12 protein-coding genes are annotated in these 18,451 nt (G+C 36.6%); 4 read left to right on the forward strand and 8 right to left on the reverse strand.

Annotated elements, in window-relative coordinates; translation table 11 throughout:
* Positions 1-28 precede the first annotated feature (28 nt).
* The 4 genes from LZF87_RS10430 to LZF87_RS10445 all read right to left on the reverse strand — a co-directional run bounded on the left by LZF87_RS10430 (position 29) and on the right by LZF87_RS10445 (position 5,096).
* On the reverse strand, positions 29-1,621 hold the full coding sequence (locus LZF87_RS10430; RefSeq protein WP_244338926.1) for an AMP-binding protein: 1,593 nt from the start codon (positions 1,619-1,621) through the stop codon (positions 29-31).
* 23 nt (positions 1,622-1,644) lie between these two features.
* Positions 1,645-3,948: a bifunctional salicylyl-CoA 5-hydroxylase/oxidoreductase gene (locus LZF87_RS10435; RefSeq protein ID WP_244338927.1), complete on the reverse strand. Its 2,304-nt coding sequence runs from the start codon at positions 3,946-3,948 to the stop codon at positions 1,645-1,647.
* An 82-nt stretch (positions 3,949-4,030) separates the two neighbouring features.
* Positions 4,031-4,486, reverse strand: a complete 456-nt coding sequence (locus LZF87_RS10440) for an SRPBCC domain-containing protein (RefSeq protein WP_244338928.1) — start codon at positions 4,484-4,486, stop codon at positions 4,031-4,033.
* Between the two features lie 4 nt (positions 4,487-4,490).
* Entirely contained in the window at positions 4,491-5,096 is a 606-nt protein-coding gene (locus LZF87_RS10445) for a flavin reductase family protein (RefSeq protein ID WP_244338929.1), read from the reverse strand.
* Positions 5,097-5,199: 103 nt separating this feature from the next.
* Here LZF87_RS10445 and LZF87_RS10450 point away from each other — a divergent pair, with 103 nt between their 5' ends.
* From LZF87_RS10450 to acs, 3 genes are read left to right on the forward strand one after another with little or no spacing between them, the layout of a single operon-like run.
* Positions 5,200-6,693 (forward strand): MFS transporter, encoded by a 1,494-nt coding sequence (locus LZF87_RS10450; RefSeq protein WP_244338930.1) that lies wholly within the window; start codon positions 5,200-5,202, stop codon positions 6,691-6,693.
* 11 nt (positions 6,694-6,704) lie between these two features.
* Complete coding sequence (locus LZF87_RS10455) at positions 6,705-6,932, forward strand: DUF6814 family protein (RefSeq protein ID WP_244338931.1); 228 nt, start codon at positions 6,705-6,707, stop codon at positions 6,930-6,932.
* A gap of 5 nt (positions 6,933-6,937) precedes the next feature.
* Complete coding sequence (acs, locus tag LZF87_RS10460; protein ID WP_244338932.1) at positions 6,938-8,845, forward strand: acetate--CoA ligase; 1,908 nt, start codon at positions 6,938-6,940, stop codon at positions 8,843-8,845.
* 36 nt (positions 8,846-8,881) lie between these two features.
* Here acs and LZF87_RS10465 read toward each other — a convergent pair whose 3' ends face one another.
* The 3 genes from LZF87_RS10465 to LZF87_RS10475 all read right to left on the reverse strand — a co-directional run bounded on the left by LZF87_RS10465 (position 8,882) and on the right by LZF87_RS10475 (position 12,411).
* Complete coding sequence (locus tag LZF87_RS10465) at positions 8,882-9,487, reverse strand: 3'-5' exonuclease (RefSeq protein ID WP_244338933.1); 606 nt, start codon at positions 9,485-9,487, stop codon at positions 8,882-8,884.
* 4 nt (positions 9,488-9,491) lie between these two features.
* Entirely contained in the window at positions 9,492-11,414 is a 1,923-nt protein-coding gene (locus tag LZF87_RS10470; protein WP_244338934.1) for a DUF294 nucleotidyltransferase-like domain-containing protein, read from the reverse strand.
* A gap of 130 nt (positions 11,415-11,544) precedes the next feature.
* Entirely contained in the window at positions 11,545-12,411 is an 867-nt protein-coding gene (locus LZF87_RS10475) for a DMT family transporter (protein WP_244338935.1), read from the reverse strand.
* A gap of 476 nt (positions 12,412-12,887) precedes the next feature.
* Here LZF87_RS10475 and LZF87_RS10480 point away from each other — a divergent pair, with 476 nt between their 5' ends.
* On the forward strand, positions 12,888-14,519 hold the full coding sequence (locus LZF87_RS10480; protein ID WP_244338936.1) for a DUF4832 domain-containing protein: 1,632 nt from the start codon (positions 12,888-12,890) through the stop codon (positions 14,517-14,519).
* A gap of 57 nt (positions 14,520-14,576) precedes the next feature.
* Here the strand turns inward: LZF87_RS10480 and LZF87_RS10485 are convergent, their stop codons facing one another.
* Positions 14,577-18,449, reverse strand: a complete 3,873-nt coding sequence (locus LZF87_RS10485; protein WP_244338937.1) for a DUF2194 domain-containing protein — start codon at positions 18,447-18,449, stop codon at positions 14,577-14,579.
* Positions 18,450-18,451 lie beyond the last annotated feature (2 nt).

Genomic DNA, 18,451 nt, shown 5'->3' on the forward strand with positions numbered 1-18,451 from the left:
AATTGTGTCACGAAAGTGATATTGTAATTTACGATTTTAGTTTAAAACGTTGGATTTTACCGGTTTCTGTTTTTGGCAATACATCCAGGAAATTAATTACTCTCGGATATTTGTATGGAGCCGCTACCTCCTTGAACCACTGTTGAATATCTTTCGCTAATTGATCTGTTGCTTTATCTTTTTCTTTCAGAACGATATTGGCGCAAACCAACATTCCGCGTTCTTCATCAGGTAAACCTACAACGGCACATTCCAGGATTTCTTCGTGTGTCAAAAGTACACTTTCCACTTCAATAGCAGCAATGTTATAACCGGAAGAAATAATCATATCGTCTCCTCGTGCCACAAACCAGAAATAGCCGTTTTCATCCTGGCGAAAAATATCGCCGGTAATATTCCAGCCGTTTTCAACATAGTCAAGTTGTTTTTCTTCACGATTCAGGTATTTGCAGCCTGTAATTCCGCGAACAGCTAAGCGACCAGGTTCGTTTTTAGGGAGTTCGTTTCCTTTTAAATCAACGATTTTTGCTTCATATCCGGTTACTGGAACTCCTGTAGCTCCGGGCACCATGTTTTCTTCATTGGATGAAATGAAAATATGCAGCATTTCAGTGGCTCCGATACCGTCAATGATTTTCAGTCCGGTTTCGTTATACCAGTCTTCCCAAACTTTTAAAGGCAATGTTTCTCCTGCCGACACACACTTGCGGAGACTGGAAATATCATAATCTTTAACTTTTGATGTTATTACACGCCAGGCTGTCGGAGCAGTAAAACAAACGGAAACTTTGTGTTTCTGTATAGCTTCTAAAAGTAAATCGGGAGTAGGCTTTTCAATTAAGAATGTTGAAGCACCATAATACATCGGGAATAGCACTAATCCTCCTAAACCGAAGGTGAATCCGAGTGGTGGACTTCCCGCAAAAACATCATCCTTAGTAGGTTGAAGGGAAAAGGCCGGGAATGCTTCGCAGATATTCAAAATGTCTTTATGATAATGCGCAGTCATTTTTGGCAAACCGGTTGTTCCTGAAGTAAAACCAATTAACGCAATACTGTCTGATTTAGAGTGGTAATTGTCAAAAGTTTTTGGTTTGCCCTGCATAAGGGTTTCCAAATCAGAATTGTTGTAATAGCTTACTTCCTTTAAAAAAGGAGATTTAACCAACTGCATTTCTTCTGCCAGTGAGCTGTCGCAAAAAGCATGTGAGATTTCAGCGCAATCAATAATTGTCGTTAATTCTTTAGAGCGCAATAAAGGCATTGTTGCCACAACGATACCGCCGGCTTTAAGGATAGCAAACCAGCACGCTACCATCATAGGATTATTGGCAGAACGGATCAGAACACGGTTTCCGGATTTTAAACCTAAATCTTCAACTAAAACGTGTGCAATCTGATTGGCTTTTTCATACAAGTCGTGATATGACCATTTTTCTTCAAATGTCTGAATACAAACTGCATCTCCGTTGCCATTCTTAATATGGGAATCCAATAATCGGTCCACGCAGTTCAGCAAGTCGGGATGCTGAAACTGCGGTAATTCTAAAAAATTATATTCCGGTTGTAAATCCGGAGCAGGTAAACTATTGTGAGCGAAATTATCTTCGTAATGTTTCATTCGTAATTCGTAATGCGTAATTTCTAATTCTTAATTATTTTATGGCTTTCTGGCTTCAAAGCTTTTTTCATGCCTTCGGTTGTTTTTCGTTCCGAAGCCCTTAATGGATACAAATGTGAAGTTCCGGCCATGTATTGTTTCGGAATATCGGTCGGCTGGAAACCTTCATAAGCCTGAACATTTCTGACGAAATTCGGATCCAATAATAAAGGTCGTCCCAAAGAAACCAAATCGGCTCTGCCATTTAATATAATCGTATTGATTTGATCGATATCCTGAATGTAACCTGCTGTCATCGTTGGAACGTGAGCGCTGTTTCTCACCATATCAGAGAAAGGTGTCTGCCACATTCTGCCTGTTTGCGGCTTTTGTTCGGCTACTGTATTCCCTGTTGAAACACTTATGATATCTGCTCCGGCTTTTTTAAACGCTTCGGCTATAAAGATTACGTCTTCTTCTGAAATTCCGTTTTCTGCCCAATCCGTAGCGGAGATTCTCACCGATATCGGTTTTTCCTGTGAAAATACGTTTCTCATTTCGGTAAAAACGCGAATCGGGAACTTTAGTCTGTTTTCGATCGAACCACCAAACTCATCGGCTCGAAGGTTAGTCAACGGAGAAAGGAACGAAGCTAGTAAGAATCCGTGATGTGCCTGTAACTCAATTATATCAAATCCGGCTTCGTCGGCATTTTTAGTTGCCTGAACAAAATCAGAAACAATAGTGTCCATATCTGCTAAAGTCATTTCTCTCGGAGTAGCCAATCCTTCTTTAAACGGAATCGCTGATGCCGAAAGTAATTCCCATTGTTGGTCTAAAGGTTTTCCACCTTCCCAAGGTTTTGTCATTCCGCCCTTTCTTCCGGAATGTCCTAATTGAACACCAATTTTTGTTAATGTGTTTTTATGAATGAAATCGGTAATTCTTTTCCAGCTAACTACTTGTTCTTTAGAGTAAAGACCAGCACATCCTAAAGTAATTCTTCCGGTTTCTGAAACTGCTGTCATTTCAGCAAGAATTAATCCGAGTCCACCCAACGCACGCGTGGTGTAGTGCGAAAAATGCCAGTCATTAACCAAGCCGTTTTCGGCAGAATATTGTCCCATTGGCGACATTACGATTCTGTTTTGCAACATCATTTTACGCAATGTAAAAGGAGTAAAGGCTGCCGGAGTATTTTTATTTTCAGAGTTGTTGATCGTATTAAATTCGGTCAAAACCTTCTCAGTAAAAGAAACATCTCTTAATTGCAGGTTTTCATAAGTAACCTTTTTAGCGCGGGTCATCACACCGAAAGCAAACTGATAAAAAGGATGTTGCATGTGTCTGTCCATATGCTCAAACCAATCCAAAGAAACTTTTGCAGCATATTGAATCATTTCAACTCGGTTTCTTCTTGCTTTTTCGTAATGGAAAAAGGCTGTTTGAATATCATTTGGATTTGCAACAACCGCATCGGAAAGAGCGATGGCACATTCCATAGCTAATTTCGTTCCCGAACCGATAGAGTAGTGGGCAGTAGCTTTGGAATCTCCTAATAAAACGATATTATTATGGTACCATTTTTCATTCGTTACATGTGGAAATTGACGCCAGTGTGATTTATTTGTAATTAACGGGTGTCCGTCAAGTTCTTCTTTGAAAAGTTCAGTCAATTTTGCAACCGTATCGGCTTCATTTTCCACTTCAAATCCGGCTTTTTTCCAGGTTTCATCAGAACATTCAAAGATCCACGTACTCATACCTGCCTCATATTGGTAGGTGTGTGCCGCGATGGTTCCGTAAGGAGTTGTTCTGAAGAAATAGGTAAATGCATCTAACGGTTTTGTAGAACCCAGCCAAACGAAACGGTTTTTCTGTAATTCTACTTTGGTTCCGAATTCTTCTGCATACTGAGTACGGATAGCACTACCGATTCCGTCGGCTGCCAAAATTATGTCGCTGTCCTTAAATTGGGAAAGATCATCCACGTTTTGTTCAAAATGAAGATTTACTCCTTCTTCACGGCAGCGTTGCTGTAATAATTGAAGTAATGTCTTGCGGGAACAACCACAAAAACCGTTTCCTGAAGCGTTAACGGTTTCTCCGTTTCTTGCCACGATAATGTCATCCCAATAGGCAAATTTGCTTCGGATTAATTCGTAGGATTTTGTATCGCGGGTTAAAAATTCGCCCAAAGTTTCATCGGAAAAAACAACTCCGAAACCAAAACTGTCATCTGCTTTATTACGTTCGTATACATCAATTTGGCAATGAGGCATTGCTTTTTTTGTAAGGATAGAAAAGTAAAGTCCGCCCGGACCACCACCAATAACTGTTATTTTCATATTTTAATTTAACGTGGCAAGATGATCAAACCACGGTTTATTTATTTTATATTCTTTAAAATGAATGGTGTAAATACCAAATTTATTTTTTCATGAAATCGAATGCTCCTTTTCTCAGATTGATTCCATATTCCAGATAAGCTTTTAAACAAGCCAGGAAATTAGACCATCCGAAGGAATTTCCGGATAACCATTGCAGGCCGGCTTCATCATTGTTCATGCTTTTCTCTGAAATAGAAACAAGTGTTGAATTGTCTTCTCTTTCCGTTAAAGTCATTTCAACCAATAATTCAGCTCCGTTGCTTTCCCAATAATACGAAACGTATTTGTTTTTTTCTATTTTACCGACACGAACCGGACATTCGAAATCAAACTCGGGAAATTTCCAGATTAGTTTTTTGTCTTCTTCCATCATTCCGGTACTTTCGGAGATGAAATAATTCGTCATTTTTTCCGGATTTACGATAGCTTCAAAAACCTCGTTAATCGGTTTTCCGATTTGCATGGCAACGTTGATTTCTAATTTTTCTGGTGTCATCAGTTTACGTTCTTTTGATTGAAAAAATCTCTCCTAATTTACTATAATTAGAACCCGCCAAACGTGCGACAGGTTTGTATGTTTCCATATTGATTTTGAAATCGTCAAGTAAAACACTTTCGTCTATGTGAAACATTACAACACGTCCGACAATAATTGTGGCTCCTCCATGTTTGTTATCCTCTAAAGTGTAATGATGCACCAATTCACATTCCATGTTTATAGGACTTTCTTTTACTCTTGGTGCTTTTACTTTTAATGATGGAGCAGGAGTAAGACCGGCAAGTTCGAATTCATTAACATGCGAAGCTACCGATTGTGAGGTAATATTCATCTGTCCCACGATTTCTTCCACAACCATATTCACTACAAATTGTTTTGTAGCCAAAATATTATCCAAAGTATCTTTGTTGGAATTGTTTGGACGGACCGTTGAAAATATTACGTGAGGTGGATCTTCACCCACAGCGTTGAAGAAAGAAAACGGAGCTAAATTCAAAATACCGTCTTCACTGATACTTGAAATCCAGCCGATTGGCCTCGGAATCACGGCTCCGGTCAATAGCTTATAGGTGGCCTTCTGGTCAATTATTTCAGGGTCAAAGTGCATTTTGCGATGTTTGTACAAATAAAATAAATTATTTGTAATTACAATGCATTGGCTTTCATTAAATAATTAAAGAAATTTTGTATTTTAGTTACAAATCTTACGTATGGTAAAGACAGATACTAAAGGAATTTGGAAGGTTATTTCGGCTTCATCAATGGGCACATTGATTGAATGGTATGATTTCTACATTTTCGGAAGTCTGGCCGTTGTTATCTCAACGAAATTTTTTCCATCAGGTAATCCCACAGCGGCTTTTTTATCGACGTTGGCCACATTTGCTGCAGGTTTTGTGGTCAGGCCATTTGGAGCTTTGTTTTTTGGTCGGTTAGGAGATTTAATCGGCAGAAAATATACTTTCATGGCGACATTGTTGCTTATGGGAGGGGCTACATTTTTAATCGGCTGTATTCCCAGTTATGAAACCATTGGTTTTGTCGCTCCGTTGCTGGTGCTTGTTCTAAGGCTTTTGCAAGGTTTGGCGCTTGGGGGAGAGTATGGCGGGGCTGCTACTTACGTTGCTGAACATGCTCCCGCACATCAAAGAGGATATTGGACTTCATGGATACAAACTACTGCCACCGCCGGTCTTTTTGTTTCGCTGATGGTGATTTTGGCGACACGTTCCTTGCTCTCAGAAGAAGCTTTTGATACATGGGGATGGCGTGTTCCTTTCTGGATTTCTATCATAATGGTTTATGTTTCTTATCTCATCCGAAAGAGAATGAACGAATCGCCTGAATTTGAAAAGGCGAAAGCGGAAGGAAAAACAAGTAAGAACCCCTTAAAAGAAAGTTTCGGACATAAATACAATCTAAAATTTGTGCTTTTGGCACTTTTTGGTGCAACAATGGGACAAGGGGTTGTTTGGTATACCGGTCAATTTTATGCCATGAGTTTTATGAAAACCGTGATGAATTTGGAGAGTTCTCAAGTTGACACATTATTGGGTATTGCTTTAGTTATGGGAACGCCTTTTTTTGTGTTCTTCGGCTGGCTTAGTGATAAAATAGGGAGAAAAAGTATCATGATTACCGGAATGTTACTGGCAGTTTTGTTATATCGCCCATTATACAAAACAATGTATGAAACTGCTGATGTAAGTAATAAAACTGTCGCAAAAACTGAAAGTTCCACCGATTTAGACAGAGAAAAGAATATTTCAACTGCTACTTTTCATTACAGTTTCACCGACGGTTCAAAAGCGACAAAAATCATTTCAACAGATTTAAATAAAATGCCCTTTGCCCCCGAAACTAAATCAACCATAATTATGGTTTCTCCAAATGATAAATGGCTTTTGGTTTTTCTGGTGTGGGTACAGGTTCTTTTTGTAACCATGGTTTATGGTCCGATTGCAGCTTTCTTAGTGGAATTGTTCCCTACGAGAATCCGTTATACTTCCATGTCATTGCCTTACCACGTGGGAAACGGAATTTTTGGCGGACTACTGCCGGCTATTTCGACTTATCTGGTAACCAATGCGAAAGAAAACGGAGATCCCGAATTTTATCTGGAAGGATTGTGGTATCCAATAATAGTGGCTTCTTTAAGTATGGTAATCGGAATAATTTACTTGGATCACAAAAAAAGGAATTAATACACAAAAACATGAATCTTATAAAACGTTTACTAGGCTTAATCTGCATATTACTATCTGTAGCAGCGGCTTACTTCTGTATAATGAATTTTGGATTGCCTAAATTTAATTCGGGCAAGCAGGATGATTTGGTTTTCGGGATAATTATTTTATTTATATTAACACCATTAATAGTTTCAGGTTTGGCAATTTTCGGTTACTTTGCATTAAACGGTGAATACGACAAAAACAAAATGTAATTTTTATGAGCTACTACAAGATAAACAACCTTGAGCAATACTTCAAACATTATAATAAATCCATTCGTGAGCCTCGTAAATTTTGGGGTAAAATAGCAGAAGAAAACTTTGTTTGGTATCAGGCCTGGGACAAAGTGGTGGATTTCAATATGGGGGAAGCCGATGTGAAATGGTTTGTAAATGCGAAAGTAAATATCACTAAAAATTGCATCGACCGACATTTAGCGAAACGTGGAGAAAAAACAGCGATAATTTTTGAACCAAATGATCCTAACGAAAAGGCACTTTATATTTCCTATAACGAATTATATGATCGTGTAGCGAGAATGGCAAATGTTCTTCGTGAGCAGGGTATCAAAAAAGGGGATAGGGTTTGTGTTTATTTACCGATGATACCGGAATTGGCAGTTGCTGTATTGGCATGCGCGCGAATCGGAGCAATCCATTCTGTGATTTTCGCCGGATTTTCTGCTTCTGCGGTTACTTCGAGAATTAATGACTGCGAATGTAAAATGGTAATTACTTCAGATGGTGGTTTCCGTGGAAATAAAATTGTTGATTTAAAAGGAATTATCGATGAAGCACTTGAAAAATGTCCATCCGTGGAAAAAGTGCTCGTAGTCAAAAGAACAAATACAACCGTTACCATGAAAGAGGGAAGAGACCAGTGGTTGCAACCTCTTTTAGATATTGCCGTGCCAAATAATGTTGCAGAGATTATGGATGCAGAAGATCCTTTGTTTATTCTTTATACATCGGGATCAACAGGGAAACCAAAGGGAATGCTACATACCACTGCAGGATACATGGTGCAAACGGCTTATACTTTTAAAAATATATTTAACCACGAGGAAAATGACATTTTCTGGTGTACAGCCGATATCGGATGGATTACCGGACATTCATATATTTTATATGGTCCGTTGCTGAATGGTGCGACCACAGTTCTGTTTGAAGGTGTTCCCACTTATCCTGATTTCGGACGTTTTTGGGAAGTAATTGACAAACACAAAGTTACTCAGTTTTATACTGCACCAACAGCAATTCGTTCTTTGGCAAAAGAAAGTACTGATTGGGTTACAAAATTTGACTTATCCTCATTAAAGGTTATAGGTTCGGTAGGTGAGCCGATCAATGAAGAGGCTTGGCATTGGTATAATGACCAAGTTGGCAAAAAAAGATGTCCGATTGTAGATACTTGGTGGCAAACCGAAACGGGAAGTATTATGATTTCTCCGGTTCCGTTTGTTACGCCGACAAAACCAACTTATGCTACATTGCCGTTACCTGGAATTCAACCAGTTTTAATGGATGAATTGCGCAATGAAATTGAAGGTAATCAGGTAGTGGGAAGTTTATGTATTAAATTCCCTTGGCCGTCAATGGCAAGAACTATTTGGGGTGATCATAAGCGTTATATAGAAACCTATTTTACCGCTTTCCCAGGAAAATACTTTACTGGTGATGGCGCACTTCGTGATGAAGTTGGGTATTACAGGATTACGGGTAGGATAGATGATGTGGTTATTGTTTCAGGACATAATTTAGGGACTGCCCCCATTGAAGATGCGATTGATGAACATCCTGCAGTTGCTGAATCTGCTATCGTTGGTTTTCCTCATGATATTAAAGGTAATGCACTTTACGGATTTATTATTTTGAAAGAAACTGGGGAATACCGTGATCGAGATAATTTAACTAAAGAAATTAACGAACATATTTCAAGTCATATAGGGCCTATTGCGAAATTGGATAAGATTCAGTTTGTAAGTGGTTTGCCAAAAACCCGTTCGGGAAAAATCATGAGACGAATTTTGCGTAAGATTGCCGAAGGTGATTTTAGTAATTTTGGAGATACGTCGACATTACTGAATCCTGAAATTGTGGATGAAATTAAAGATAACAAAATTTAAAAAGATAAAAAGCCCTGAATTTCAGGGCTTTTTTTATTACTTCATTTTCAGTTTCTTTTTCAGTTTCAAAAAAAGCAACGCCGTGATGTAAGCATCGTTTGAAGCAGTATGTCTGTGGCTTTTTCTTATTTTAAACAAATCACATAATTCTTCTAATGTATGATGCTCATCTTCCGGAAGGTTTTTGAAACGCTGGTACATTACGTTGATATCCAATATGTTATTTTTTAATTTTCCGAGATTCATCCGTTTTAAAGCCTGATTGATCATCTCAATATCCAAATTGGTACTATGGCCTACAAGAGTTGCGTTTTTTATATGACCTAAAAATTGGATCATCGCTTCTAATTCGGAAACTGCTTCATTCGAATGCGACTTAAAGAGTTTTTCTACGGCTTCATTTTGGCGTTTATCATTTTTATTTTCGATAAAAATTTCAAAGAAGTCCTTGATTTCTATCTGATCATTTGTAATTCCGATACAACCGATAGATAAAATAGTGTCCTTTTTCCAGTCCAGACCCGTTCGTTCACAATCGAAAATTACATAACGCGTTGGAGTATTGGTAATTTCTTTTTCGAAATTATCCAAATACGCTTTCCAAAATGTTGGATCTCCTTTGCCTTTTAACCAATCCAGCATAGTTTTATGTAAAATAAGTTAATTGAAAACGGTTTTTAATTAAATCCTGAATATCGTTGATAGGCTGAAAACAGTTTTTTAGTTTTACTTTGTCAACTTTGGTCAGTTCTTCTATGTTAAGATAACTTCCGTTGGAATCCGTTTTAAGTCCGTCTTCCGTTCTGAACCAATGTAATATGTGAAATGCTTCGGCACATTCAAGATACAAATCTGCATTTTGAGGTTCTAAATCGGCTAACTTTTTAAAGCGTTGATATGTATTGGTGATTCCTTTAATACCTTTACTGATGGCTAGAACGCGGGCAGCATCTACTAAAGGAGTGATCGCTCTGTTCTTAATATCAAAAGTATCTTTATGTTCTTCGTCCTGTTCCACCAAAAACTGACGGAAAAATCCAAGCGGAGCAGGCTTTTTGATTGCATCGGTAGCTAAAAATGCATAAAACAATTGATTGTTTGCTGCTTTGGCAAAAATATCCTCAGTTAATGCTTTTTCTAAAAACGGATCGCCGTATATAAAGCTATAATCAAAGAAAATGGAACTCCTGTGAATTCCTTTTTCACCTGGAGTATTTATCCAAGTATTGTATTGTTTTATCCAGTCTGTCAAGGACTTACACCACAATTCATTGTTGGCGTTCAAACCTTGTTCGCTTTTTTCGTAACCTATTTTTTCGAATGTTTCCAAAACACGTTCTGCTAATCTCAAAAAGTATTTTTTTACCTGGTCGTATTGATCGGCAGGTACATCTTCAAAAATCAATGAATTATTTACATCGGTTAATAGAAGCTGCTCCTTTCTTCCCTGACTGCCTAAATTAAACCATGCAAAACGAACAGGAGGAGGAGTACCTTCTTTTTCAATAGCCAGACTAATGGCTCTTTTGGTTATCGCAATGGTAATCTCGGATGCCACATTGGTAATATGAGAAATCGGGATGTTCCTATCAATAGAATTCTGGATAAGGTCGGTAAGCTTATCGCGTACAATCTTCAGGTCTTTGGATCGTTCAGCACGTTTTATCTGTTTTAAAAGCACTCCCGGATTGTTTGCCTGAGCAGCTACAACATGATGTTCTGAAATAATTCCTGAAATTGTACTTTTTTCAGTTCCGTCGCGGGTAACGCACAAATAGGGAACATTATGTTTAAGCATCATCATTTGTGCTTCGGCGATAGAAATATCTTCAGGAACAGTTACAACCGGTACTGTCATTATTTTATCCACGGTCACATTAATAGGAAAAAGACCTGTAGCTATTTTTGAACTTAAATCATTATCGGTTACAATCCCGATGGGCATTTGGTTTTCCTGAATGATTACGCTCCCGATTTGCCTGCTGGCCATAGTTTGGGCGACATGTTTTACTATATCATTAGGGCTTGCAGTGATTGGTTTTTTCGTATACTTAATGGGCTGGAAATATTGAATGTCTGTGGCAGTTTGTTCATTAAAAATCACATTTTCAGAAATCAATTTCCCTCTATGATCTTTGTCATACGGATTTCGGGTGTTGGATGCAAAACTCTCCAAAAGAAAGCTTAATACACTACTGTTTCCGGTTACATAAGGTTTGAAAACTTCAATCGGAATTGCATAAATAATAGAATCTTCCCTTGATTTTGCGGTCATCAGGTAATTATTCTTAGCAAAAAAGGGACGCAACCCCAATATGTCACCTTCATCACATTTGTCAATCAGGGTTTCTTCGGCATCAGAAATTACAGAAAGGCCAATTGCTCCCGAAGCTACTACATAAAAGCAGTCGTGAGTGAGATCTCCGATTTTAAACAAAATCTGATTTTTTTCCAGATAAAGCACTTTTACCTGTTCGGAAATTGCTACAAGTTCATGATACGTCAGGCTTGTAAACGGCGGATAATGTTTTAAAAAGTCGGCAATTCGTTCTGCAATTGGGTTTCTCATATCAAATTATAATATTTAATGACTCATTTCTAACTAAATAACATGTAAGAAATTAGTCATAGTATAACGGATAATAATTCTCTAAATATACTAAAAAATAGTAGACTTCAAAAGGAGGGAAGGTTAAACTTTAATAAGCATATAATTGTGAAATGGTTATTATGATAACAGCCATTACTGCACAGGCAATTCCTAAGTAATTTATCCTGGTAATTTTTTCGTTAAAGACAGTGACACCAATTAAAGTTCCGATAATGATTACACCAAAATTCATTGCTGCAAAAACAGTTGAAGGATTGTCTGACAGCACTTTATGAGCTCTCAAATAAAAAAGGATATTACCAAAATTAAAGATGCCCAATATTATTCCAAATAAAAAACTCTGCAAGGTTAAATTTCGTTTACAGAAGATCAGATAATAAAGAGTGATTAAAGAGGCGATACAAAATGCTCCGCAAAAGATAAAAAATAACGACGTGGTAAACGGTATTTCATTATAAAGTGCAATTTGTTTGAAAAGGACATCAATTATCCCAAATCCGAATAAAACAAATAAGGGATAAATCCAGCTGTTATTTTCGTTTGCAGATTCTGATTTCCGGTTCAGCGTTAAAAATATTGCCATAAAACCGATGGCAAGTCCGATGAACTTAAATACGCTGATATTTTCATTAAAAATGAAAAACGATGCCAATATTGGAATAAATAAGGATAAACGCTGAGCGATTTCTGTTTTTACAATTCCGATATTTTTGACAGATGCCGCCAGAAAAAGAAATATTACCGGTAATAATATGGATAAAGGAAAATAAAATTTCCATGGTACTGAATTCTTCAAAATTTTGACATCTGGAGAAAATGTCAGATAGCAAAGCACTAATGCTGCTAAATAATTCCAATTGATACTTTGTTGAATATTTATTTCGAAACGCCTCGCTGTTTTCAAGAGTATAGCAACCGAAATACTGCAACAAACACTTAAGAGTATGTATAACATATGATGGGGGAAGTTGTTATAAAGGCAAAGTTAGAAAGATTTGATAATTGCTGATATATTGGTTTAATAATTTTCTATTTTACATAATGTATATTATAGTTCAATAGTGTGATTTCAAAAACAATGAGAAGAACCAAAAAAATATGCATTTCATCGATAAAAAAATCACTTTGTAGATATTTGATATAATCACCTTTCTAATCTTATTACTATTCCTACTTAAAAAATTCAAAATTAATTAGTTATGATTGTATTTTTAAAATTTAAAATTGTTGTTGTTCAGTATTTTCCGATGCAAAAATCCCAATTCTGTGGAGTTAGTCTTACTAATAAAGTTAAATTGTGCATTTTGACGATAAAAAGTGCATTTTAACGATAAAATAATTTTTTTATTTGAATGCTAACTGATAGATTTGCAACGAGTTACAATTTAAATGTCACTCAAAGTAATTAACAAAACAACTAAAGAAAGATTTATGAAGAAGACAATTTTAACCTTAACATTACTTTTATCAGTTTTAAGTTTTGCCCAAACTACTACAAACGTAACCTACACCACTTCAACCGAAAATTTCCCTAACCCTGAACGTGGTTTATATCACCACGCAGGAGCTCACTCTACCGGATATTCAAGTTTAAGTCAGTCTACATTGACAAGCTTCAGAAATAATGAAGGTATTACTCTGATACTTAGACTATTCTATTTGGAGAATTTTAGAAATGGCCCTATATCACAGGATTATCTGAATAAAATGCAGACTGATTTTAATACCCTCAGAAATGCAGGTCTTAAATGTATCATTCGTTTTGCATATTCTAACGACGATGCGCCAGGACAAAGAGATGCTTCTAAAGCACAGATTTTAGCTCATATACAGCAGGTTAAACCTCTTTTACAAAATAACGCTGATGTAATCGCTGTTGTGCAGGCTGGATTTATCGGGACTTGGGGAGAATGGTACTACACCGATCATTTTGGGATGTCGTCGCCGTTGACCTCTACAGATTATGCTAACAGAAAAGAGGTCGTTGACGCTCTCTTAAATGCACTTCCTTCTTCAAGAATGGTACAGATGAGAACACCTCAATTAAAACAAAAATTATATTCAACCAGTTCAGCACTGACACAAAACCAAGCTTTCAACAGTTCGGCTGTTTCCAGACTAGGACACCACAATGACTGTTTCCTTTCCAGTTCGACTGATGTCGGAACCTATACGAATATTTCGACAGAGTACCCGTATTTAGAGCAAGAAACTAAATTTTTACCTATGGGTGGAGAAACTTGTAGAGTGAACTTACCTCGTTCGGGTTGTGTTACTGCTTTGGAGGAAATGCAGAAATTCCATTGGTCTTATCTGAATGTAGAGTTTCATTCCTCAGTAATTAGTGGTTTTTCATCTGAAGGATGTTTAGATGATATTAAGAAAAAATTAGGTTACCGTTTTGAATTGGTTAATGGTTCATTCCCTCAAGCAGCTAATGTTGGCGGATCAATGGTAGTGAATTTCAAAGTTAAAAACTCAGGTTTCGCAACCCCTTACAACCAAAGAACAGCATATATCGTTTTCAAAAATACAGTGACTGGTGATGTTTTCACAAAGGCGTTGGCTACAGATCCAAGATTATGGACTAGTCAGGCTGAAACAGCTATAAATGAAACAATTACATTGCCAACAAATATTGTTCAAGGTTCATATAAATTGTATTTACATCTTCCGGATGCGGCATCAGGTTTAAGCGCTCGTCCTGAATATGCAATCAGAATGGCAAACACTAATACATGGGAAGCATCTACAGGATATAACAATCTTAATGCTACCGTGAATGTTGGACAGACCCTTGGAACTGGCGATACTGCTACAACAGTTAACGCATTAGTTTACCCAATTCCTGCAAACAACGAAATATTTGTTGAATTGGAAAGTGTAGATCAGTATGCAATTGGAATGTACAATTCATTAGGACAAAAAGTAAATGTAAACACTACAGTGGCAGCAAATAAATTAACCGTTGATACTGAAAGTTTGAGTGACGGTGTGTACTACATCAAAATTTCAAATAATAGTCAAAAAAATGATACCAGACGTGTGGTAGTAAAACACTAAACCTTTCATATTTTTTTATTAGTTGATTGAGAAATGGGGATTGTTGAAAAACGGTCCCTATTTTTTTTTCTTTTGTTTCAAATTATACTTCACACCCAACTGCAATGCATTTGAATAAAATTTGTCCTGAAGATAAAATTCGAATATTGCTGTAATGGCTGTATAATCAAAAATCTGATAGTTAAGATTACCGATAAAACGGGTGAATTCATCAGCGTAATCATCATAAAACCATCCTCCTTCTACTTTCATATTAAAATCATCTTCCGAATTTCCGATAGAATATCCCAGTCCGCCACCAATGAAAAAGCGGTCATCTATCATCCAATAAGGATATCCGGTTGATAACGGAATTGTCGATTCTCCTAAAGAAGCTTGTGTTCTGGTGGATTCGACAAAAGGCTCGAATCTGTATTTTTTTTGCATCCAACGGTCAAATATTACTTTTGCGGTTACGCTTCCTTCATAGGATTCATCAACATAGAAATCTTCATTAAGTTTTTCACTCTTATTATAGTAATTCCCCTCAAGAGATAAACTTGTGTTGAAATATTTGAAAAAATGATAATTCTCATAAAGATTCAACTGAAAACGGTAAATGCTCTTACTGTATGACGGTCCGTTTTCAGCGGGAGCAATATTAAGTTCGGCTGAAGAATAACTCTTGTTTTTTGAATAATTTACACCCGCACCAAATTGAAAAAATGATTTTTCAAGAAGGCTGTATTCATAACGTATATTTGACCAATACTGCAGTTTATCATATGACTTAGGATTATTAAACTGATATTGAATTCCGAATACATCGTGTGTTTTATTATCGTCATAATCAGGAACCTCATATTCAACACGGTACATTGAACTGTAGGTAAATCCAAAGCCATGCAAATTCTTCTTTTTATCGTAAACATTATAAGATAATACGTTTTCAAAAGCAGAAAGTTTATCCTTATTCGTTTGCATTTCGGTATCATAATTAATGAAATTTCCGTATTCCCGGCGATTTGTTTTAATCACTTTTTGGAGTACATCTTCGTAAAATAAACCTCTGTAGTTTTCCACAAGATAATTTTGGAGATCGCTTTTTTCATAAATCACATCGGTGTTCAGCATTTTTTTAATGGTTTCTTTATCCGCAGATTCCTCAGGAAGCTCACTGGCCAAAATCCATGATTCTTTGAATTTTCCCATGTCGTGATAAGCATTGCTCATCTGTGCTTTAACTCTGTAATCATCAGGGTTTTTACCCATATAGGTATTATATTCATTGATTAATTTTTGATAATCTTTCAATTCAATCAGCCATTGCATTTTGTTGTAAAAATCGATTTCATTACTAAATTCCGACCAATCATAGGCTTTTTGAAATTCATTGTTGTCTGCATAAATCCAGCTAATCATTGTTGCTAAATCTTTATATTCTTCAGATGGAATTATTTTATTAAGTTCCGGAATAGCGTTTTCAGGTTCATAATTTACCAGATAATCAATATACCTAAGATAGTTTTCGCGAGAGGAATCCACTTTTAGTAAGTTAATAAGCGCTGTCTTTATTTTTTCCAGATTTTCTGGCGAATTAAAAAATGTAATGTAATTATTAAGTAATGCTTCATCGGTTGGAGTTATCAGCATTTGGGCGCTCATCCATTTCTCCTGAACAGCATCATTAGGATAATATACCAACTTACTTAATGCCTGTGAATACATTATGTTTTCAGGCAATGGATATTTAATACAATGCTCTTCAAGCATTTTCCAAACCTCTTCAGTCCTGTCATCCCACGAGAGATATTCGGCATATTTATTCCATACTTCCGGATTGATTTTTGGTTCGGTAAGCATTCTTTGTCTCAAAACTTCAATTTCTAAAGCTAATTTTCTATCCGCATCATCATCATCCCAGTCAGCTTCCCTCAGCAGTCTTGCTACTTCGTCATTGAACTTTTTGTATTCGTTTTTAACATTAGCTGCAACCAAATCCAAATTGCTTGCTTGTAAATCGTTTTTAAAATCAGGGAGTGTAATTCTTGATTTATTGGTTCGTACTGAATACAAATAGCCGTCCAGATAAGGTACTTTTTTGAAAGTGGCCCCTTCTCTTTTCAGTTGTTCTTCAATTCTCGAAGTTTTATCCATACTGCCGTAAACAAACCAATCCTGTTCGGAAAAATCAGAATCTTCAGGTTTGATTTTTTCAACGGTATACATTCCGTTAACAGATTTATGATTGAAATAGGAAGCTCTCCAGTCATTTGTCATCAAGCCGCTTTCCCTTGCATCTTTGAAACGGATATTTGGAAAATCAGTACGTATTGTTTTTAAAAGTTTATCAAATTCAGGGTACATTGCTCTGTCGCTGTTTGGGGTTTTGTACCAACCTAATTTATCACGATTCCGCGAGTCAAAGTCTCCTTTACCTAAAGTGGTTCCAGGAATCTGGTAGATATCGTCCGGATGAAGAAAATGCGTCCAAATTCCGGTATACATATATAAAGAATAGATAGTGAATTTTAAATCCTGATCAATATAAAATCCGAAGGAAATCCTTGGAAAATCAAATAATTCAGGTTCATATGGATCAAAATCAAATTCCCTGTCCCCACCTTCTTTTTTATCCCCAAAAGCAAGGCTACACATGAATTTCAGGGAGGGCATGCCTTTTTTGAGTTGTTTCAGCCCTACCCTATCTATATGATTTGAAGGCGGGACATAAGTTACAGGCAAAGGGCCAAAATCATTTACCTCCCATTTCTTTTCAGCGGCCTTAAGAGAAGTCACCATAAAATCCGGATTTTTCCAGTCAGATACAAGTAACGAAACATGATTATAGCCATGAAAAGCCAATTCATGACCTTTTTTTGCCACATCATTCATCAGCCAGGAACTCAAACCGGTTTCTTTTCCGTCTATCTTAATTTTTTTTGAGTCCCATTCCCTGAATAAAAATGGAGGTTTGATATTTTCATTATAATCAAACGTGGTCATTGCGGAATATTTGATATCATGTTTTTTTGCTAATTTTTCTAAATCAGGCCACCAGACATTATGTACATAATCCCTTATGGTTAGATTCAATTCTGATGCAACTGGTTCGCTTTTGATGTCATATAGTGGAGCAGGGAAATCATCTAAAAAGATGACACCTGTATTAATTACCGGATATGGAATACCTTCGAGTCCTTTCAGAATTCCGGAAGTTATCAAACCACGGTCCTCCTTAATAAAGTAATAGGATGCATTATAGTAAATAACTTTTCCTTTACCTATTGAATTTTCAGTTATTAGCGGATAATTTTCATCATTAGCTGCTGTAGCTTCAACTTTAATTTTATCAGAAAAAACCGAACTTTTTAAACCGAAAAGTTTTGCGTTTTCTAAATAAGTTTGATCTTTAAATCCGGGAAAAATATTTGTTTTAAATAAAAAGCCTGCTGCGACGGCATCCGTATCGAACTGATTATCAGGTTTCATTCCAATCAAAAAGGAAAAGCGTTTGTCTTCACTCCCGAAAGGAAGGAATAATGTACCTCCCCTGGCAACAAAATCCGTAAGGATGTCAATACTTTGATTATTTAATTTTTTAGTATTAAAAACGCTTAAAACTTTAACGCTGCTGTCTATTTTATGATCTTTATTCCAATCTTCAAGAGTGACACTTCGAAAAGGCATTTTCATGTAATCGCAGACTTTTCTCATATTTCTGTTAAGCAACAAACTTTCAACTTCACTTTTGTCGGTAATAAACATAACTAAAGGAGGAAGATTTAAAGGTATTCCTGTATATCGTCGCAGCGTCAATTCCCCATTCCTTTTATTAGCATCAAAACCGGTCAGCTCCTCAATATGTGCACAACCAGCAGTAATTACAGCCAAAAGCAATGAAAAAAAGACACAGCATCTCAATGATATATTTAGCTTGCCACACTTCATAA

The organism is Flavobacterium enshiense, from assembly GCF_022836875.1.
GTDB classification, from domain to species: Bacteria; Bacteroidota; Bacteroidia; order Flavobacteriales; family Flavobacteriaceae; genus Flavobacterium; species Flavobacterium enshiense_A.